Here is an 18,553-nt window from a genome sequence, read left to right as displayed (position 1 = left end):
TGCGAACCCCCTGCGAGATCGGCTTCGCTGGTGACCGGGGAACGAGGGGGAGGGAAGCGAGACGATGCCGGGCTTTCGGCGTAACAACGGGCCGCGCGATCCGGGGGAGGGTGAACCGAACGGCGACGCGTCCTTGCCGCCGCTCGACCCGTTCGACCCGAACCCCGACAAGCGGTACGAGGTCCCGGCGTCCGAGCTGATGAAGCCGGGGACGACCGGTCTGCTCCGGTGGCGCCGTCAGGCGACCAACGCGCCGATCGTGCAGGTCGAGGACGCCTACATCACCGGGACGCTCGATCTGCGCGCGGCCGACATCAAGTACCTGTTCCGGTTCGAGCGGTGCCGGTTCGAGCATCCGCCGGATGTCCGCGAGGCGCATCTGCTCGGGCTCGTGTTCCGCAAGTGCTGGCTGCCCGGGCTCAAGGCGCGCAACCTCCGCACCCGCAACGACGTCCGGCTGATCCGCAGTGTCGTGCACGTCGACGGCGAGCACGAGATCGAGGAGACCACGGTCCAGCGCGGCGACGATCGCGAACGCGGGATGCCGAACGCGGCGGTCAACCTCACCGACGCGGTCATCGAAGGGTCGGTCGTGCTGACCCGCACGGTGATCTCGCATCCGCGCGGCAAGGCGATCCAGGCCGACCGGGTCAACATCGTCGGCGCGCTGCTCGCGTATCGGTTGGTGGCCAACGGAGAAGTCCGCATCCCGGGTATGCGGGCGGGCGGTAACGTCAACTTCTCCGGCGCGACCCTGAACAACCGGGACGGGTTCGCGCTCAACGGGAACGGGATCCACATCGGCGGCAGCCTGTTGTGCGAGGTGGACAACTACGGGCCCGCCGCGCAGCGGAAACGCTTCTCCGCCAGTGGGATCATGTTCCTGCCGAGCGCCACCGTGGACAGTGACATCATCATGCGCGAGGCCAAACTCTCGGTGAACCAGGCCGGGCCGATCGTGGTGGACGCCTGGAAGTCGAACGATCCGTACATCGATCCTCGGCCGGTGCTGGTCGCGGATCGCTTGACGGTCAACGGAAACCTCGAACTGAGCGACGGTCTGCAGGCGACCGGGACGTTGCGGATGGTCAACGCGCGGATCGGCGGTTCGCTCCGGCTCGCCGGCGCCGAGGTGCAGGTCGTGCGCGGGCGGAGCATTCCTTACTACGACCGCGCGATCCACCTCGACGGGACGACGATCGGCGGCGACATCGAGGCGACGAGCCTGCGGGTTCCGTCGGGGCAGTTGCGCATGGCCGACATCACCGTCGGCGGCAACGTACTCGCCTGGAACTCGATGTTCCTGCATCCGCGACGCGACGTCTTCTCCGCGCGGCGCGCGAAGATCGCGGGGAACTTCCAGCTCACCGACGCGACCGTCCAGGGAACCCTGCGGTTGCAGGGCGCCGAGGTCGGCGGCAGCGTGAACCTCTTCGGTACCAGCCTGACCGAGCCGGGCGCGCGGACGAACACCAGTTACTCGCTGGACGTCCGCACCGCGCGGATCGGCCGCGACCTCGTCCTCACCGAGAACAAGGAGCGCCCGTTCGTCGCGCAGGGCGGGGTCAACCTCGACGGCGCCCAGGTCGCGCGGCGCGTCGATTTTCGCGGCGCGCGGCTCGGATCCCTGCCGCAGCACGGGATCGCGCTCGACGGCAGCGATGTCTCGGCCGACGAGTTCTTGCTCACGCCCGCCACGCCGCCGGACGGCAGGATCGTCTTGCGGCGCGCGCATTGCGGAACCCTTGGCGACAACGAGGCGTTCTGGGCGTCGACGGCGGGGATCGAACTGGAGGATTTCCGGTACGACGCGTTGCAGGAGGACATCGCACTCGACGACGACCGGGCGATCGACCATCGAATCGTGTTGCTGCGCAAGGCGATGGACGGTTACCGACCGGGGCCCTACGACCAGCTGGCGGCGACGCTGCGCGCGTCCGGTAACGAAGAGCACGCGTCCACGGTGCTGCTGAAGAAACAACAGTTCCGGTACGTGGCGCTCGCGAAGGGCTTCAAGTTCTTCGGGCCCGGCGTGCACGTGTGGAGCTGGTTGCAGCGGTCGATGGTCGGTTACGGCTTCCGGCCGGTGCGCGCGCTCGGCTGGCTGTTGACGCTGCTCGTCCTGGGAAGCCTGTATTTCGGGCTCGGCGTCGACGACTGCATCACCAAACCCAATCTCACCGTGAGCGGGCCGCGGTGCCTGGTCAACCAGGACGACACCGGGCTGCAGTGGAACCCGGTGCTGTACACGATCGACCTCCTGATCCCGATCGTCGACTTCGGCAACAAGTCGCGCTGGTACATGCACGGGATGGACAACTGGGTCGCGGCGGGCTTCACAGCCTCGGGCTGGGTGCTGGCGACGACGGTCGCGGCCGGTATCAGTCGCATGCTCCGGCGCGACAACTGAGGGTATTTCACATACCCTCAGTACGGAGGTATGTCATGACCGAGCCCAGCGCCACCGGCAAGATCGCCATCACCGCCCCGCCCGAGAAGGTGTACGCCCTGGTCAGCGACCCGGGCGCGCTCGCGGGCATGGCCGAGGAGTACGAGGGACACCGCTGGGTCGGCGACGCGGAGGCCGTCGCCGTCGGCGCGAAGTTCCGCGGCCGCAACCGTCGCGGGGTCCGCCGCTGGAGCACCCTCTCGACGATCACCGACGCCGACGAGGGCAAGCGGTTCGCCTTCGAGGTGACCACTTTCGCCGGGCTTCCCGTGGCGCGCTGGCAGTACGACATCGAGGCGTCGGGCGAAGGCTGTGTGGCCGTGGAGAGCACTTGGGACCGGCGGCCGGGCTGGCTCCGGGGGCCGACGTCGCTGTTCACCGGGGTCTGGAAACGGGACGACGCCAACCGCGCGAACATCGCCGCGACGCTGGCCCGGCTGAAGGCAGCCGCCGAATCCTGACGCTTACCACGGGCGGCCCGAATCGCGAAAAGAGCAAGGGACCTTTGCTATCGCGTGGGGCACATTTGGTGACGCTCAAAGCTCAAAGCGACCACATGTAGTGGCCCCCGAACGCGAACTCAAGGAATGAACGGACCGTTCACTCCCCTCGCTGCCCCAACCAAGGCTGACGCCCCCAATGTGGCATTGGGGACGTTCAGTGCCCCCAATGCCACATTGGGGGCACCGCAAGCGAGGCGTTCAGTCCACGAACCGCGACCAGAACTCGACCTGCCGCGGCCCGCCCTCCGGCGGCGGCCCCAGCGGCTGGTCGCAGAAGTCGTGCCGCAGGTATCCCCGCAGGTCATAGCCGTAGTAGACGATGTCGGTCTGATACACCGACAGCACCGGATACCCCGTGCTCCCGGCGATCCCGGGCAGATACCGATGCCCGCAGACGGGAACCAGCTGCGGAACACGCGCGAGATGCGAACGGGCCCGCGCGAGGGCGTCGGCGAGGTCGATCGGCCGCAGGCCCCAGTCGGGCAGCCAGAAGCCGTTGTGTTCGATGTCGTAGAGCACCCCGTCGACCGGCCAATCCAGCCGTTTCCGCAGCTGGTCGGGGTTGCCGCAGCGCCAGTCCGGCCAGCGGTCGCCGATCGGCACCCCGGCGGCGAGGAAGGTCCGGTGATCGGCGGCGAACCGGAAGCCGAAACGTGTTTCGACGTCGTCGAGCTCGGCCTCGCTCAACCCGGGACGCACGGGTTCGGCCAAGCTCGCCTGGAGGTCATGTGCCTCCTCTAAGGTGAAGGCGGGCTCAACTGTGGACATGTGTTCGAGCCTAAGTCGCGCGCCGCGGGGGCGCCTTCTCTTTTAATGTCGCCCCCTCATCACCCACATGAGGCTCCTCCCCTGGGGTGAGCTCGCCCTCTCAACGCCTGGACCTCGGAACAGAGCGGCCGCCCGTGTAGTTCACTCATGGCGTGACTTCTCCACGAACGCAGTCCCGCGTGCGGGCGCCCGAGCTCGCCGGTGACGTGTGGCTCAACACCGGCGGTGAGCGGATCACGCTCGCCGGGTTGCGCGGCCGCGTCGTCCTGCTGGACTTCTGGACCAGCGGCTGCGTCAACTGCCTCCACGTGCTGGACGAACTGCGCCCGCTGGAGGCCGAGTTCGCCGACGTCCTGGTGACCATCGGCGTGCATTCGCCCAAGTTCCTCCATGAGGGCGAGGCGGCCGCGATCGAGGCGGCGGTGCGGCGCTACGAGGTGCACCATCCGGTGCTCAACGATCCGCAGATGACCACCTGGTCGCAGTACGCGGTCAAGGCCTGGCCGACGCTGGTCGTGGTGGACCCCGAGGGTTACGTCGTGCACGTCGCCGCGGGTGAAGGGCACGCCGAGGCGCTGCGCCGGGTGATCGGCGACCTCGTCGCGACCCACGAGGCCAAGGGCACGCTGCGCCGCGGCGGCAGCCCGTACGTCCCGGCCGAGGAACAGCGCACCGAGCTGCGCTTCCCGAGCAAGGCCGTCACCACCGCCGAAGGCCGGATCCTGGTCGCCGACACCGGCAACCACTCCATCGTCGAGTTCGCGTCCGACGGCGAGACGATCATCCGCCGCTTCGGCAGCGGAGCCCGCGGCGCGCAGGACGGGCCCTTCGACCTGGCGACCTTCACCGAGCCGTCCGGGATCACACTGTTGCCGTACGAGGTCGCGGAGCGCGCGGGCTATCACGCCGTCGTCGCCGACACGGCCGGTCACCGGCTGCGCGGGATCGACCTGATCACCGGCGAGGTCAGCACCGTCGCCGGCACCGGCCGCCAGTGGCGCGACGGCGTCGACACCGGCAAGGCGCTCGACATCGACCTCACCAGCCCGTGGGACGTCGCCTGGTGGGGGCCCGCCGGCGGGGTCGTGGTGGCCATGGCGGGCAACCACACGCTGAGCGTGTTCGAGCCGGTCTCGGGCACCATCCGCCGCTTCGCCGGCACGACGGTCGAGGGCCTGCGAGACGGCGACGTCCACGAAGCGTTCTTCGCGCAGACGTCCGGTCTCACGCCCGACGGGCAGAGGCTGTGGCTCGCGGACGCCGAGACGTCGGCGCTGCGCTGGATCCAGCCCGAGGGCGAAACGTTCACCGTGCACACCGCGGTCGGCGTCGACCTGTTCTCCTTCGGCCATGTCGACGGGCCCGCGGACCAGGCGCTTCTGCAGCATCCGCTCGGCCTCGCCGTACTGCCCGGCGACACCGTCGCGATCGCTGACACCTACAACGGCGCCATCCGCCGCTACGACCCGCTCACCCGCCGGGTGACCACGCTCGCGACAGGTCTCGCGGAGCCGTCGGGCTTGCTCGTGCACGACGGCGAACTGCTGGTCGTCGAGTCCGCGGGCGGCCGGATCGGCCCGGTGCCGCTCGGCGAGCAGGCCGTGACCGGCGACGCGCACGCGGTCCGCCGTCCGCCGACCGTGCTGACGCCGGGCGAGCTGGAGTTCTCCGTCGTCTTCACCCCGCCTCCCGGTGAGAAGCTCGACGATCGCTACGGCCCGTCGACACGGCTGGAGATCAGCGCGTCGCCGCCCGAACTGCTCGCCGACGGCGCCGGGGTGGGCACGGACCTGTTCCGCAAGCTCCGCTTCGCCGACGGGGTCACCGAGGGTGTCCTTCAGGTGGTCGCGCAGGCCGCGAGCTGTGACGACGGTGGCGAACATCCCGCCTGCCGCATCACCCGGCAGGACTGGGGAGTGCCCGTCCGGTTCGAAAAGGGTGGAGAAAGCGTGCTGAGCCTGGTCATGGCGGGGGATCCGGGAAAGTAGAGTCGTACTCGTGTCAGACGGGCCGAAACTCGAGATTCAGATGCTGCAGGACAGGGTGCTCGTGAAGCTGTCCCCCGAGGACGGCGAGCGCCGGAGTTCCGGCGGGATCGTCATCCCCGCCACCGCGCAGGTCGCGCGGCGGCTCTCGTGGGGTGATGTACTGGGCGTGGGCAACAGTGTGCGGAACGTCAAGACCGGCGACCGTGTGCTGTTCAACCCGGACGATCAGCACGAGGTCGAGATCCAGGGCGAGGGGCACCTGGTGATGCGGGAGCGGGACATCCACGCCGTGGCGACCGAACAGTCCGAACACGGCACGGGGCTGTACCTGTAGCTCCGGTCGTGGGAGGGGTGGTGAGAGTTGGCGCGCGATGATCACGACGAACCGGGCTCCGACCTGTTCACCGACGAGCTCCTTCCCCCGGCCGAGAACGACGAAGACCTGGTAGACGAGCTCTTCGAGGGCGACAGGGTCGTGCATCCGCCGCCGACGCCCGCGTCGAAGTTCCGCAAAGGCCTCGGCAAGGCCCTCATGGCCGCCGGGGTGCTCATGGGTCTGTTCGTGCTCACGTACGCGGTGGATCTCATCGTCAGCGCCGGGGACGTCCCGCGCGGTGTCACCGTCGCGGGGATCGACGTCGGCGGCCTCACGCACAAGGACGCCGAGTCGAAGCTCCGCCGCGAGCTGGAGCCGAGGCTGATCGAGCCGGTGCGGATCCGCGCGGGAGACGTCCGCACGGTGCTGTACCCCACGTCTTCCGGTCTCGGCCTCGACTGGCCGCAGACGCTGGGCCGCGCCGGTCACCAGCCGTTGAGCCCGTACACGCGGGTGATGTCGTTCTTCACCAGCCGCGAGGTCGGCGTCGTCACCTGGACCGACGCGCCGAAGCTCGAGAAGGCCGTCGCGGACCTCGCGGCCGCGAAGCTGAACCGTCCGCCTGTCGAGGGGAACATCCGTTTCCAGCCCGTCGCGGGTACCGACGGCGGTGTCCTCCCGATCGCGGTCGAGCCGAACTCCGGGCAGACGCTCGCCGACCCCAAGGCGGCGGTCACCGCGGTCACCGACGGCTGGCTGAGCGACGGCGGTGTCGAGCTGAAGGTGAACGTCGCGCCGGTCAAGGCGAGCTCGCCGGGAGTGCACGCGGCGCTGAACAAGATCGTCGTCCCGGCGGTGGCGAAACCGCTCGTCATCCGCGGCGACGGCAAGGACGCGACGCTGAAACCGGACACGATCGCGGGTTCCTTCCAGTTCGCCGCCCGCGACGACGGCAACCTCGAAGTCCGCATCGACCAGGGAAAACTGCGGGCCGCGGCGCAGCCTCAGCTCAAGGAGACCGAGACGGACGGGGCGGACGCGCAGATCGTCTTCGTCGGCGACAGACCGGCCGTCCAGCCGTCGAAGGACGCGCGGAAGGTCAACTGGGACCTCACCTTCACCGCGCTGACCACAGTGCTCGCGAAAAGCGACGAGCGTGAGCTGAAAGCGGTCTACGACGCCAGCAGCCCGGCCGTCAGCACCGACGCGGCGAACGTCCTCGGCATCAACGAGATCATCGGCGAGTTCACCACGTCGGGCCTGAGCGGACCGTCGATGACGAACGTGCAGGCGCTCGCCACCCGCGTCTCCGGCACCATCGTGAAGCCGAACGAGACGTTCAGCCTCGGCGCGCGGTCCGGGCAGAGGACGGCGGACGCGGGCTACGTCCCCGCTCCGGTGAACGAGGACGGCACCGGCCCGGTCGTGGTCGGCGGCGGCGTCTCACAGCTCGCGACGACGCTCTACAACGCCGCGTACCTGGCAGGCCTCGCCGACGGCGGACATCTCGAGCACGACTACCACCTGGACCGCTATCCGGTCGCGCGCGACGTGAAGGCGATCAACAACGACGGTTCGCCGGTCGAGATGCAGATCGTCAACGACGCCCCGACCGGGATCGCGATCCAGGTGATCCCCGCCAACGGTTCGGTGACCGTGCGGATCTGGGGCACGAAACGCTTTTCGGTCCAGAGTGTCGGCGGCGAAAGGCACTCCTACGTCCCCCAGCCGGTGCAGGTCGGTGCGGGCCCCGGCTGCGTGCCGGATCCCGGCGCCGCCGGGTTCAGCACCTCGGACACCCGCGTGCTCGTCGACGTCGTCACCGGCACGGAGGTCCGCCGTGAGACCCGCAACGCGACGTACTCGCCGCGGGCCACGGTCATCTGCGCCTGAGCCTCACCGCAGCACCATGCAGCCGCCGGCCTCGAAGTCCGCGAGCCACGAAGGTTCCCGGAATTCCTTGTTCCACCGCAGATCCAGTTTGTCCAATTTGGACAACCGGGCGATCGAAGCCGGCAGCGTGGTGAGCCGGTTCTCGCGCAGGTCCAGCTGACGGAGCTCGCTCAGCTCCCCGATGGAGGGCGGCAAGGAAGTCAGCCGGTTCTTCCGCAAATGCAGCTCGCGCAACGAGGAAAGCGTCCCCAACGACTCCGGCAGTTCGGTCAACCCGTTGCCGTACAGGCGAAGTTCGCGCAGTGCCGCCAGCCCGGACAGGTCTTCCGGCAACGTGGAAATGCGATTGTCCGTACAGCCCAGGTACTTGAGTCGTCCGAGCGAGCAGAGCGCGACCGGGAACTCGGTCAGCCGGTTGTCGCTCACGTAGAGGTATTCCGTCAGCCCGGAAAGCTCGCCGAGTTCGTCCGGCAGGGCCGTGAGCTCGTTGTGCCCCAGGTCCAGCGTGTGCAACCGCCGTAGGGCACCGATCGCGGGCGGAACGGAGGTGAGCCGGTTGGTGGCCAGATTCAGCACCAGGAGCCCGGAAAGCGACCACAGCTCGTCGGGAACGGACGTCAGCCGGTTGTCGTACAGGTCCAGGTACTCGAGTGAGGGAGAAAGAAGCGCATCGGGCAGGGAGGTCAGCCCCTGGCCACTGAGTTCGAGTCGAGTGGTCACAGGGGCCGACCGTAGCCCTCGGTCAGGTGACGGCTCGGTGCCCGCCGCCCTTGACCTTCGCGTAGACGGCGGCCGCGGCGATGACGCCGACGACGGCCGCACCGACCTGGAAAGCGTGCCGGATCCAGTCGATGCCCGGGGTGTCGCGGACACCGAACACCCCGGCCAGCCAGTTGCCGATGAAAGCGGCGATGATGCCGACCACGATCGTCAGCCACATCGGGATCTTCTGATCCCCGGACGCGAGCATGCGGCCGATCACGCCGAGGATCAGCCCGACGACGATCGTGGTGATGATGCCCCAAAGGCCACCCAACATGGTTCCTCCTTCACTGGAGAATCAGTTGCGCCCAACGGTGACACCAAACCGGCCGCATCGCGCCTCGATACCCCTTACCGGGTGACACCCCGGCGTCCGTAGAGGTTCGCGGCCAGCGTGACCCCGATGCCGGCGATGACGATCTGGGTGATGAGTTCGAGCCAGTCGAAGCCCTTGGTGTCCGCGTAGCCGAGCCCACGGGCGATCGCGGTGCCGACGAAGGCGGCGATGATGCCCACCACGATCGTCAGCCAGATCGGGATGGACTGCTTGCCGGGGGCGAAGAACCTGCCGAGCACCCCGAGGATCAGACCGACCACGATCGCCGTGATGATGCCGGTGACTGTCATTGAAATACTCCTTTGCCGAGGTCTCCGCCCCGCCGGGCGGACTCGACACGGAGATGCCCCCGGCGAACCCCCTCGAAACCAGAAGAGCCCCCTCCGCGCGGGAGAGGGCTCTTCGTCACGAAACCGTTTAGAACGCGGCTTCCGAGATGTCCATGAGGCTGTTGTCCGCGGCCTCGACGATCGCGCGGCGCGACGTCAGCTCCGGCAGCACGCTCTTCGCGAAGAACGACGCCACGGCGATCTTGCCCTCGTAGAACGGGGTGTCCTTCGCCGACGCGCCCGCGTCGAGCTTGCCGATGGCGACCTCGGCGTGCTTGATGAGCCGCCAGCCGATGAGCAGGTCGCCGACCGACATCAGCAGGCGGACCGTGTGCTGGCCGACCTTGTTGATGTTCTGCGGGTCTTCCTGCGACGAGGTCAGGTAGCCGATCAGCGAGCCGAGCATGCCCTGGGTGTCCTCGAGCGCCTGCTTGAGCAGCCCGCGCTCGTTCTTGAGCCGCCCGTTGCCGATCTCCGACTCGATGGTCTTCGTGATCTCCCCGGCGACGTACGCCAGCGAAGCGCCCTTGTCACGGACGATCTTGCGGAAGAAGAAGTCCAGCGACTGGATGGCCGTGGTGCCTTCGTACAGCGAGTCGATCTTCGCGTCACGGATGTACTGCTCGACCGGGTAGTCCTGCAGGAAGCCCGACCCACCGAGGGTCTGCAGCGACTGCACGAGCTGCTCGGTCGCGCGCTCCGAACCGACACCCTTGACGATCGGCAGCAGCAGGTCGTTGACGCCGTGCGCGATCTTCTGCGACGCCTCGTCGCCCTCGCCGGTCCACACCTGGTCCTGGAACGTCGCGGTGTAGAGGTACACCGAACGCAGGCCCTCGGCGTACGCCTTCTGCAGCATCAGCGAGCGGCGGACGTCCGGGTGGTGGGTGATGGTGACGCGCGGCGCCGCCTTGTTCAGCATGTTCGGCAGGTCGGCGCCCTGGACGCGCTCCTTGGCGTACTCGAGCGCGTTGAGGTAACCGGTCGACAGCGTCGCGATGGCCTTGGTGCCGACCATCATGCGGGCGTATTCGATGACCTGGAACATCTGCGCGATGCCGTCGTGCACCTCGCCGAGCAGCCAGCCCTTGGCGGGGGTGCCGTGCTGGCCGAAGGTCAGCTCGCAGGTGGTCGAGGCCTTGATGCCCATCTTGTGCTCGACACCGGTGACGAAGGCGCCGTTGCGCTCGCCCAGCTCACCGGTCTTGCCGTCGAAGTGGAACTTCGGCACGAGGAAGAGCGAAAGTCCCTTGGTACCGGCCTTGGTCTCGATGCCGGCGCCCTCGGGGCGGGCCAGCACGAGGTGCATGATGTTTTCGCTCATGTCGTGCTCACCGGACGTGATGAACCGCTTCACGCCGTCGATGTGCCACGAGCCGTCCTCCTGCGGGAGGGCCCTGGTGCGGCCCGCGCCGACGTCGGAACCGGCGTCGGGCTCGGTGAGCACCATCGTCGCGCCCCAGGCGCGGTCGATCATCAGCTGCGCCCAGTGCTTCTGCTCTTCGGTGCCGTTCTTGTCGACGATCCCGGCGAAGCTCGGGCCCGCCATGTACATGAACAGCGGCGCGTTGGCGCCGAGGATCAGCTCGGCCGCGGCCCACTGCACGGTCGGGGGCAGGCCGAAGCCGCCCAGCTCGTTCGGCAGGCCCAGCCGCCACCATTCGCCGTCCATCAGCGCCTGGTAGCTCTTCTTGAACGACTCGGGGATCTTCACCGAGAAGGTCTTCGGGTCGTACACCGGCGGGTTGCGGTCCGCGTCGGCGTACGAGTCGGCGAGGGGACCGGAAGCGAGCTTGTTCAGCTCGGTCAGCACGCCGCGCGCGGTCTCCTCGTCGGATTCCGCGAGGACGCCCTTGCCGAGTCGGTCCTGTACGCCGAGTACCTCGAAGAGGTTGAACTCCAGGTCTCGGACGTTGCTCTTGTAGTGGCCCATTTCGTCACTCCAATGTGTTCGGCTCCCCGGCCGGGCACACGTCCCCTACTCGCCGGTAACTTCAGGATATTACCTGTGGGTAACCGGCGGCAAGTGAATGGCCACTGTTGTGATGTGTAAATCAGCAATACAGGGGGTCTTAGCGGGGTGACGGCGCGATCGACGGGGTGGCCTGGGCGTCCGCCGGGCTGTGCGCGTCGTCCGGATGTGTCACCAGGATGCCGGATCGGAACGCGATGGTCACCGCGTGCGTCCGGTCACGGGCGGAGAGCTTGCGCAGGATGCTCTTGACGTGCGTCCGCACGGTTTCCACGGACAGGAACAGGATCTTCGCGATCCCGGAGTTCTCCAGTCCCTCGGCGACCAGTTGCAGGACCTGGTACTCGCGCCGCGAAAGCGGCATCAGGCCGCGCGCGGTCGCGGGTTTGGGGGCGTCGCCCGGTTTCGGCATCACGGGCTGACGTTTCGGCCGGGCCGTCAGCGCGGCCAGCGTCGGGTCGATGTAGCGGCGGTCACTGTGCGCCCGCCGGATCGCCTCGGTCAGATGCCGTCCGTCGGTCGCCCGCGGCACGATCGCGTGCACCCCGGCCGCGATGGCCGCGGCGAGGTACTGCTGTGTGCGGTTGGTGTCCCGGACCAGCGTGATGATGACCAGCGCCGGATCGCCGTTGCTGAGCAGCCGGGACAGGTGGCAGTTCGGGTCGAGCGCCGAATCCAGCACGATGACGTCCGGTTTGAGCTGCTCGCACAGCTGGAGCGCGGCGTGATGACTGGCCGCGTGCCCGAGCCACTGCAGGCCCGGCGTGCGGTGGACCAGTGAACTCAGGCCCTCGCAGAAGATCGGGATCGGATCGACGGCGGCCACGCCAAGACCTCGGCCGCCTGGTGGCAGTCCGCCAGGCCTCCCGGCCTGCGTTCGGTTCGGCTCGATGCTTCGCGTCACGGACCCCTCCGTTTTCCTGCCCGTCATCTCCGGACGAGAGGACATGAAGTCCATTCGGTGCCCATGGCCCCCCGGCGTGGTCACCCTCGTCAACCGGTCCCCCCTGCGGGACCGGACGGAAATAACACCTCGTAACTATTACGAGTCAGTAGGTCGGCGGACGTGACGCGGTATCCCCCTCATAGATGTATCGCATCGTCGCAGCAAACTCTGCGTATCGGCTGGTTGTGGATCTCTTGCTCGAATGAGCGCGCCGACGGGAGAACTTGACGCGTTCACTACTCAGAGTGGACTTCGGCGCGGAGGCGCCCGAACTCGTCCCCGAGCGCCGCGGGCGTCCAATGCGCGTTCAGTCCGCTCGGATTCGGCAGGACCCAGACCTTCGCGTCGCCGATCTCGCCGTCCTGTGGGCCGACCTTCGCCTTCGGCAGGCCGAACGCGGTCCGGAAGGCGGTGATCCCGACCACGGCGAGCCAGCGTGGCCGATATTCGGCGACCCGTGCCGTGAGGAGCCGCCCGCCCTCGCGGAATTCGTCCGGTGTCAGCTCGTCGGCCCGTGCCGTCGTCCGTGCGACGACGTTGGTGATGCCGAGGCCGAGCCCGAGCAGCTCGTCCTGCTCGCTGGGGTCGAGCAGGCGCGGGGTGAAACCGCCGCGCTGCAGAGCGGGCCAGAACCGGTTCCCCGGCCTGGCGAAGTGCAGGCCGAGGGCGCCGGAGTAGAGACCGGGGTTGATCCCGCAGAACAGCACGTCCAGATCGGGCGCTATGACGTCGTCGATGGTCTTGCCGTACGCGGCGGCCAGCTCTTCCTTGGTCGGTTTCGTCCTCACCCGGCCAGTCTCCCCGCCGTCCCGGCGTGACCCGCGACACCCTCTTTCGTCGCAAGGGGTGGCCAACTCACCACGACCTGCGTACTGTTTGTGATCTCGCACACAAGGTCGTCTTCGAGGAGGAGTTTTGCAGCTTTCGCTCATCCTCGGCCTGGTCGCGTTGATCTTCGTGGTGGCCACCGTGCTGGTGGTCGCGGAAGACCGGCGGGCCACGCGGCGCGCGGCCCAGCGACGGCAGGCGAGGCTAGCGGACCTGGGCGAGATCGATCCGCTCGCGGCGCAGCGGCTGCGTGCCGATCGTTGAAGGAACGGGCTTCCGCACGAGGCTGAGCAGCAGCGCTCCGGCGATCCAGCCGAGCATCGCGCCACCCGTGTTGTTGAGCAGGTCGTCGACGTCGAAGATCCGGTAGACGTAGGGCGCGGTGCCGAAGTTCGCGGTCAGCTGCGTGATCTCGATCAGCAGCGAAGCGGCGAGGCCGATCAGTGTCGTGCCGATGAGGCCGCGCTTCCACAGCGTCCTGGCGAAGAAACCGAGCGGGACGAACAGCAGCACGTTCATGGTGGCCTGCTGGAAGGTCTGGGTGGTGAACCAGTCGGCCGTCGGCAGCCCATGCTTGAGCAGTTCGGTGTGGATGTCGGTGATCCATTGGAACGGGTGCAGTTGCACGGTCTGGCTCAGCCGTTTGACGCCGGGTCCGGGCAGCGGCAGGAAGGTCACCGCCAGGGTCATCGTGGCGTAGAGCAGCACGGCGGCCATGGTCAGGACGGGACGAAGACGCACCCGGCCGTGCCGCGCGTGCAGGACGATCAGCTGCGGGATCAGCACCGTCGCCCAGAGCGCGAAGAAGCCGACCAAGCCGTACTGCAGGGCGGTGACCTGTGCGTTCGTCATGACACAGACGTTATGGATCTCCAGGCTCCGGCCACTTCGGTCGAAGGGCCGCGGAGGCCGGGGCCGGATCGGCCAAGTGGCCGACCCTGATCTTGGCCGATCGGCGATATTGGCTCCCCAGCATGGTGGTGGACGTGGGATTCTGCCTGGATGCTGCTCGTTCGACGGCTGACTCCCGAAGACCTCGACGCCTTCCGTGAGATCCGCTTGCGTGCCCTGACGGACACCCCCGAGAACTACGGCGCGATCGCCGCGGCCGAACGGGCGCAGTCCGATGAAGAGTGGCTCGAAAGGCTGGCCGGAGACGCCTGGTTCGCCGCCTTCGACGACGGCCGTCCGGTCGGCCTTGTCGCCGGGCGGGCGCGCGAAGACGGCTGGATCCTCTACTCGATGTGGGTCGCACCCGATGCCCGTGGCCAGGGGCTGGGCGCGAGGCTGATGGGTGAGGTGCGGTCGGCCGCCGAAGAGGACGGAGCACAGGAGGTGTGGCTGCACGTCGCGGAGGACAACGACCGGGCGCGACGGCTGTACCTGCGGCTCGGGTTCATCGAGACGGGCGAACTGGAGCCGATGCCGAACGACGTCACCCGTCGGCGCGAGCGTCTTTATTTACCTGTTACCGCCGGTAGCAGTAAATAGCTTAGCCTCGCGGTATGGACAACGTCGTCTTCGACCGCGCGGGCAAGGGCGAGCCGCTGGTGCTGATCCACGGGGTCGGTCACCGGCGTCAGGCCTGGTCGCCCGTGCTCGGTCAGCTCACGCCGCACCGTGACGTCATCACCGTCGACCTGCCCGGCTTCGGCGAATCGGCACCGCACTCCGGTGGTTACGGCGTCGAAGCCGCTGTCGAGATGTTCGGGAAGTTCTTCCGAGAACTCGGCCTCGGCAAACCGCACGTCGCGGGCAACTCGCTCGGCGGGCTGCTCTCGCTCGCGCTCGGGGAAGCGGGTCTCGTCCGCAGCATGACGGCGTTGTCCCCGGCCGGGCTGTGGACGCCGCGGCAGCAGCGGTACGCGCTGAGCATGCTGCGCACCCACCGCCTGCTCGCCGAGCGGATCCCCGAGCACACCGCGCGGCGTCTCGCCGCGACACCGGCGGGCCGGTCGATGCTGACCGGCATGATCGTCGGCCGTCCGGACAGGCTCACCACGCAGGTCGTCATGGAGGACATCCGCGCGCTCGCCGGCTGCCCCGGCTTCCGGCCGACGCTGGAACAGGCCCGCGGCGGCTTCCGGTTCGCGGGCGTCGTCGAAGACGTCCCGGTGACCATCGCGTGGGCGGAACGCGACCGCATCCTCGCCCGCCCGAAGGCCGCTGAGCTGCGCCGGATCGCGCCGAAAGCGGAACTGCTGGTCCTTCCCGGCTGCGGGCACGTGCCGATGAACGACGAACCCGAGCTGGTGGCGCGGGTGCTTCTGAACGGTTCACGCGACATGTGACGTTTGCTTATCGTCCTGCTTTTTCCTCTGGTGAAGGTCAGGTTCGCCAGGCAAACTCCTCCGCCGTGCGCCCCCTTGGGGATCTCGGGGCCGCGAATCGGAGGAAGAATGAAGCTCTCTACCAGGCTGGCCGTCGTCGCCGGTGCCGCGCTGACCGCGCTGGCCACCGTCGCCGCGCCCGCGTCCGCCGCACCGGCCACCACCGACGTCCGGATCGTCACGTTCAACGATCTGCACGGCAACCTCGAACCGCCGTCCGGCTCCAGCGGCCGCGTCACGCTGCCCGGTGGCGCGACGGTCAACGCGGGCGGTGCCGCCTACCTCGCGACGCACCTGAAGCGGCTTCGCGGCGAAGCGCGCAACTCCGTCGTGCTTTCGGCCGGTGACAGCATCGGCGCGTCGCCGGTGATCTCGGCGTTGTTCCACGACGAGCCGACCGTCGAGCTGCTGAACCTGCTCGGCGTCGACGCGTCCGTGGTGGGCAACCACGAATTCGACGAGGGCCTCAAGGAACTCCGCCGGATCCAGAACGGCGGCTGCCATCCGACCGACGGCTGCCAGTTCCGGAAGTCCTTCAAGGGCGCGAACTTCCCGTTCCTCGGGTCCAACGTGTACTACGAGAACGGCTTCCCGGCGTTGCTGCCGTTCAGCATCGAGTTCTCCGGTGGCGTCCCGATCGGCGTCATCGGCGCGACGCTGAAGGATCTGCCGCAGGTCGTCACCCCGGAGGCGATCAAGGGCCTCAAGTTCGGCGACGAGGTCCAGGCGATCGACCGCACCGCCAAGCTGCTCGATCTCTTCGGTGTCAAGGCACAGGTCGTGCTGTTGCACCAGGGTGACAACTCCGAGACCGCCGGGCCCGACGAGTGCAAGGTCAAGCCGGGCGCCGCGACGGCCATCGCGCAGAAGGTTTCGTCCAAAGTGGACGCGATCTTCACCGGGCACAGCCACCAGCAGTACAACTGCGTGATCAACGACCCCGAAGGCAAGCCGCGCCCGGTGATCCAGGGCGCGTCGTTCGGACGGCTCCTGTCCGTCGTCGACCTGAAGATCGACCGCCGGACCCGCGACGTCGTGCGTGGCGAGGCCAAGGCGCACAACGAGATCGTCACTCGCGACGTCACGCCGGACGCCGACGTGCAGAAGCTGATCGACGAGGCCAAGGTCAAGGCCGCGCCGATCGCGAACAAGGCCGTCGGCACCATCACCGCGGACCTGGTCGCCAAGGGCGCGCCCTCCGGTGAGTCGCCGCTGGGCGACGTCATCGCCGACGCCCAGCTCGAGGCCACGCAGTCGAACGGCGCGCAGATCGCCATGACGAACCCGGGCGGTATCCGCACGGACTTCACCTACGCGTCCTCGTCCGCGGGTGAAGGCGACGGTGTGGTGACCTACGGCGAGGCGTTCGCCGTGCAGCCGTTCGCGAACATCATGCAGACGATCACGCTCACCGGGGCGAATCTGAAGACCGTGCTCGAGCAGCAGTGGCAGGCGAACGGGATCGTGCGGACGCTGCAGATCTCGAAGTCGCTGAAGTACTCGTTCTCGGCTTCGGCGCCCGCCGGTTCGCGGATCTCGGACCTGACGCTCAACGGCACGCCGATCGACCCGGCGGCGTCGTACCGCGTTTCGGTGAACAACTTCCTCGCCGCCGGTGGGGACGGCTTCACCGAGTTCACGAAGGGGACCGATCTGTCAGGTGGCCCGGTGGACCTGGACGCGCTGATCGCGTACTTCGCGGCGCACCCGAACGTCGCGCCGCCCGCCGCGGACCGGATCATCGCCCTGCCGTAGCCGCGCCGGTCGTGAGTGGCGATTCGGATTTCCGACCCGAATCGTCACTCACGACCCACGTGACCCAGGGCACAATGGCCGCCATGACGACCTGGGAAGAAGTCGTGGACCTGGCGGCCAAGCTGCCGGAGGTCGAGGAATCCACTTCGTACCGCACACCGTCGCTCAAGGTCGCGGGCAAGAACTTCGCCCGGCTGCGCACCGAGGCCGAGGGCGGGCTGATGCTTCTGTGCGAGCACGCGGAGAAGGAGGCCCTGCTGGCTTCCGGCGACCCCGCGTACTTCACCACTCCGCACTACGACGGCTACGGCGCGATCCTCGTCGACCTGGAGAAGGTCGAGAAGGCGCAGTTGCGTGAGCTCATCGAAGAGGCCTGGCGGATGAAGGCACCCGCCAGGCTCACGAGAGGTCTGGACGACTAGCGGAGTTCCCCCTCGAGCATGCTCATCAGGTACTCGTCGTGCCACTGGCCGTCCGGGCCGCGGAACGACTGCCGATGCCTGCCGTCGATCTGGAACCCGAGCTTCTTGTAGATGTGGATCGCGGCCTCGTTGCCGACCACGACCCACAGCGCGATCATGTGCAGCCGCATCATGTCGAAGCCGTAGCGGCAAAGCGTGCGCATGGCGTCGGTGCCGTAGCCGCCGCCCCAGTGGTCCTTCTCGCCGAGATAGATGTCGAGTTCGGCGCGGCCCTGTTCCGGGGTGGCGTCGCGCAGGGTGCAGGTGCCGATCAGCGTGCCGACGGCGAGGCTCTCGATCGCGAAGCTCGCGCGCTCGAAGCTGTTGGGCTTGAGGTGGGTATAGCGCTCGCGGATCTGCGCGAGCGATTCAGGGTGGTCCGCCATCATCCAGCGCATGACGTCCGGGTCGTTGTTCCAGCGCCACAGCGTGTCCGCGTCCTCGGGCTCCAGCGGCCGCAGACGGATCAGTTCACCGGTCAGCATCGTCCATCCCAAGATCGGTATCGGACTTTCCAGACTATTGGGCGACACCCTGGAGCAGCCACCGCTTTACGGGGACTTCTATGAGGACTCTGGCGCCGAACGGTTCGATCTCCTCGCCGGCCGCCCAACCGTCGTACTTCGCCGCCAGCGCGTCGAGAACGCCTTCGGGCAGCGTCCCTCGATGGACGCGCGCCAGACCCTCGGCGACCACGGGAGCGTCGCCGTCTTCGAGCGCGAGACTGACGCGCGGATCGTTGCCGACGTTGCGCACCTTCACGTTCCGCGCGCCGCTGCCGATCCAGAAGACGTCGTCGAGATATACGAACCACACCGGCGTGACGTGCGGCGAACCGTCCGGGCGGAGCGTGCACAACCAGGCGTTGCGCTCCCGCGCGAGACGTTCGATAAGCGATTGATCACGTTTCACCTGG

General features: G+C 68.0%; 20 protein-coding genes. 10 read left to right on the top strand and 10 right to left on the bottom strand.

Annotation, left to right across the window (positions count from 1 at the left end; genetic code table 11):
- Positions 1-64 precede the first annotated feature (64 nt).
- Positions 65-2,410, top strand: a complete 2,346-nt coding sequence (locus HDA45_RS19705) for an oxidoreductase (protein WP_184897426.1) — start codon at positions 65-67, stop codon at positions 2,408-2,410.
- Positions 2,411-2,445: 35 nt separating this feature from the next.
- The gene (locus tag HDA45_RS19700; protein ID WP_184897424.1) at positions 2,446-2,910 is read left to right on the top strand and encodes an SRPBCC family protein; all 465 of its coding nucleotides are present in this window, start codon (positions 2,446-2,448) and stop codon (positions 2,908-2,910) included.
- A gap of 240 nt (positions 2,911-3,150) precedes the next feature.
- Here HDA45_RS19700 and HDA45_RS19695 read toward each other — a convergent pair whose 3' ends face one another.
- On the bottom strand, positions 3,151-3,720 hold the full coding sequence (locus HDA45_RS19695; RefSeq protein WP_184897422.1) for a hypothetical protein: 570 nt from the start codon (positions 3,718-3,720) through the stop codon (positions 3,151-3,153).
- 179 nt (positions 3,721-3,899) lie between these two features.
- On the opposite strand from HDA45_RS19695, the gene HDA45_RS19690 reads away from it, so the two are divergent.
- The 3 genes from HDA45_RS19690 to HDA45_RS19680 are packed head-to-tail and all read left to right on the top strand — an operon-like array spanning position 3,900 to position 7,917.
- Positions 3,900-5,708, top strand: coding sequence for a thioredoxin-like domain-containing protein (locus HDA45_RS19690; protein WP_184905817.1), 1,809 nt, complete (start codon positions 3,900-3,902; stop codon positions 5,706-5,708).
- A gap of 40 nt (positions 5,709-5,748) precedes the next feature.
- Positions 5,749-6,042, top strand: a complete 294-nt coding sequence (locus tag HDA45_RS19685; RefSeq protein WP_184905815.1) for a GroES family chaperonin — start codon at positions 5,749-5,751, stop codon at positions 6,040-6,042.
- Positions 6,043-6,069: 27 nt separating this feature from the next.
- Positions 6,070-7,917, top strand: a complete 1,848-nt coding sequence (locus HDA45_RS19680) for a VanW family protein (protein WP_184897420.1) — start codon at positions 6,070-6,072, stop codon at positions 7,915-7,917.
- A 3-nt stretch (positions 7,918-7,920) separates the two neighbouring features.
- Here HDA45_RS19680 and HDA45_RS19675 read toward each other — a convergent pair whose 3' ends face one another.
- The 6 genes from HDA45_RS19675 to mug form a co-directional block, all read right to left on the bottom strand.
- Positions 7,921-8,637 carry a leucine-rich repeat domain-containing protein gene (locus HDA45_RS19675; RefSeq protein WP_184897418.1) on the bottom strand — a complete coding sequence of 239 codons (717 nt, stop codon included), beginning with the start codon at positions 8,635-8,637 and terminating at the stop codon, positions 7,921-7,923.
- A gap of 22 nt (positions 8,638-8,659) precedes the next feature.
- Positions 8,660-8,956 (bottom strand): GlsB/YeaQ/YmgE family stress response membrane protein, encoded by a 297-nt coding sequence (locus HDA45_RS19670; protein WP_184897416.1) that lies wholly within the window; start codon positions 8,954-8,956, stop codon positions 8,660-8,662.
- A gap of 74 nt (positions 8,957-9,030) precedes the next feature.
- Positions 9,031-9,306, bottom strand: a complete 276-nt coding sequence (locus HDA45_RS19665) for a GlsB/YeaQ/YmgE family stress response membrane protein (RefSeq protein ID WP_184897414.1) — start codon at positions 9,304-9,306, stop codon at positions 9,031-9,033.
- A 127-nt stretch (positions 9,307-9,433) separates the two neighbouring features.
- Complete coding sequence (locus HDA45_RS19660) at positions 9,434-11,278, bottom strand: acyl-CoA dehydrogenase (RefSeq protein ID WP_184897412.1); 1,845 nt, start codon at positions 11,276-11,278, stop codon at positions 9,434-9,436.
- Between the two features lie 139 nt (positions 11,279-11,417).
- Entirely contained in the window at positions 11,418-12,248 is an 831-nt protein-coding gene (locus tag HDA45_RS19655) for a response regulator transcription factor (protein ID WP_184897410.1), read from the bottom strand.
- A gap of 251 nt (positions 12,249-12,499) precedes the next feature.
- A complete protein-coding gene (gene mug / locus HDA45_RS19650) occupies positions 12,500-13,051 on the bottom strand; it encodes a G/U mismatch-specific DNA glycosylase (protein WP_184897408.1) in 552 nt (183 codons plus the stop codon).
- Positions 13,052-13,178: 127 nt separating this feature from the next.
- Here mug and HDA45_RS19645 point away from each other — a divergent pair, with 127 nt between their 5' ends.
- Positions 13,179-13,355 (top strand): hypothetical protein, encoded by a 177-nt coding sequence (locus HDA45_RS19645; RefSeq protein ID WP_184897406.1) that lies wholly within the window; start codon positions 13,179-13,181, stop codon positions 13,353-13,355.
- Here HDA45_RS19645 and HDA45_RS19640 read toward each other — a convergent pair.
- Positions 13,296-13,943 carry a VanZ family protein gene (locus HDA45_RS19640; RefSeq protein WP_184897404.1) on the bottom strand — a complete coding sequence of 216 codons (648 nt, stop codon included), beginning with the start codon at positions 13,941-13,943 and terminating at the stop codon, positions 13,296-13,298. The genes HDA45_RS19645 and HDA45_RS19640 overlap by 60 nt on opposite strands.
- 150 nt (positions 13,944-14,093) lie before the next feature.
- On the opposite strand from HDA45_RS19640, the gene HDA45_RS19635 reads away from it, so the two are divergent.
- The 4 genes from HDA45_RS19635 (at position 14,094) to HDA45_RS19620 (ending at position 17,598) form a co-directional block, all read left to right on the top strand.
- The gene (locus HDA45_RS19635) at positions 14,094-14,582 is read left to right on the top strand and encodes a GNAT family N-acetyltransferase (protein ID WP_184897401.1); all 489 of its coding nucleotides are present in this window, start codon (positions 14,094-14,096) and stop codon (positions 14,580-14,582) included.
- 14 nt (positions 14,583-14,596) lie between these two features.
- Positions 14,597-15,382, top strand: coding sequence for an alpha/beta fold hydrolase (locus HDA45_RS19630; protein ID WP_184897398.1), 786 nt, complete (start codon positions 14,597-14,599; stop codon positions 15,380-15,382).
- 108 nt (positions 15,383-15,490) lie between these two features.
- Positions 15,491-17,176, top strand: a complete 1,686-nt coding sequence (locus HDA45_RS19625; RefSeq protein WP_184897396.1) for a bifunctional metallophosphatase/5'-nucleotidase — start codon at positions 15,491-15,493, stop codon at positions 17,174-17,176.
- A gap of 83 nt (positions 17,177-17,259) precedes the next feature.
- Positions 17,260-17,598, top strand: a complete 339-nt coding sequence (locus HDA45_RS19620) for an MmcQ/YjbR family DNA-binding protein (RefSeq protein ID WP_184897393.1) — start codon at positions 17,260-17,262, stop codon at positions 17,596-17,598.
- Here the strand turns inward: HDA45_RS19620 and HDA45_RS19615 are convergent.
- Together HDA45_RS19615 and HDA45_RS19610 are read right to left on the bottom strand one after the other, a co-directional pair.
- Positions 17,595-18,122: a GNAT family N-acetyltransferase gene (locus HDA45_RS19615; RefSeq protein WP_184897391.1), complete on the bottom strand. Its 528-nt coding sequence runs from the start codon at positions 18,120-18,122 to the stop codon at positions 17,595-17,597. The genes HDA45_RS19620 and HDA45_RS19615 overlap by 4 nt on opposite strands.
- Positions 18,123-18,156: 34 nt before the next feature.
- Positions 18,157-18,549: a pyridoxamine 5'-phosphate oxidase family protein gene (locus HDA45_RS19610; RefSeq protein ID WP_184897389.1), complete on the bottom strand. Its 393-nt coding sequence runs from the start codon at positions 18,547-18,549 to the stop codon at positions 18,157-18,159.
- Positions 18,550-18,553: the final 4 nt, after the last annotated feature.

It is taken from the genome of Amycolatopsis umgeniensis, assembly GCF_014205155.1.
GTDB classification, from domain to species: domain Bacteria; phylum Actinomycetota; class Actinomycetes; order Mycobacteriales; family Pseudonocardiaceae; genus Amycolatopsis; species Amycolatopsis umgeniensis.
Note: the sequence above shows the minus strand (reverse complement) of the source record. Positions and strands in the feature narration are given on the sequence as shown.

Coding starts and splice junctions, on each gene's coding strand:
- HDA45_RS19705 (WP_184897426.1), top strand. CDS start 65: ATGCCGGGCTTTCGGCGTAACAACGGGCCGCGCGATCCGGGGGAGGGT.
- HDA45_RS19700 (WP_184897424.1), top strand. CDS start 2,446: ATGACCGAGCCCAGCGCCACCGGCAAGATCGCCATCACCGCCCCGCCC.
- HDA45_RS19695 (WP_184897422.1), bottom strand. CDS start 3,720: ATGTCCACAGTTGAGCCCGCCTTCACCTTAGAGGAGGCACATGACCTC.
- HDA45_RS19685 (WP_184905815.1), top strand. CDS start 5,749: ATGCTGCAGGACAGGGTGCTCGTGAAGCTGTCCCCCGAGGACGGCGAG.
- HDA45_RS19670 (WP_184897416.1), bottom strand. CDS start 8,956: ATGTTGGGTGGCCTTTGGGGCATCATCACCACGATCGTCGTCGGGCTG.
- HDA45_RS19665 (WP_184897414.1), bottom strand. CDS start 9,306: ATGACAGTCACCGGCATCATCACGGCGATCGTGGTCGGTCTGATCCTC.
- HDA45_RS19660 (WP_184897412.1), bottom strand. CDS start 11,278: ATGGGCCACTACAAGAGCAACGTCCGAGACCTGGAGTTCAACCTCTTC.
- HDA45_RS19655 (WP_184897410.1), bottom strand. CDS start 12,248: ATGACGGGCAGGAAAACGGAGGGGTCCGTGACGCGAAGCATCGAGCCG.
- HDA45_RS19640 (WP_184897404.1), bottom strand. CDS start 13,943: ATGACGAACGCACAGGTCACCGCCCTGCAGTACGGCTTGGTCGGCTTC.
- HDA45_RS19635 (WP_184897401.1), top strand. CDS start 14,094: ATGCTGCTCGTTCGACGGCTGACTCCCGAAGACCTCGACGCCTTCCGT.
- HDA45_RS19630 (WP_184897398.1), top strand. CDS start 14,597: ATGGACAACGTCGTCTTCGACCGCGCGGGCAAGGGCGAGCCGCTGGTG.
- HDA45_RS19625 (WP_184897396.1), top strand. CDS start 15,491: ATGAAGCTCTCTACCAGGCTGGCCGTCGTCGCCGGTGCCGCGCTGACC.
- HDA45_RS19620 (WP_184897393.1), top strand. CDS start 17,260: ATGACGACCTGGGAAGAAGTCGTGGACCTGGCGGCCAAGCTGCCGGAG.
- HDA45_RS19615 (WP_184897391.1), bottom strand. CDS start 18,122: ATGCTGACCGGTGAACTGATCCGTCTGCGGCCGCTGGAGCCCGAGGAC.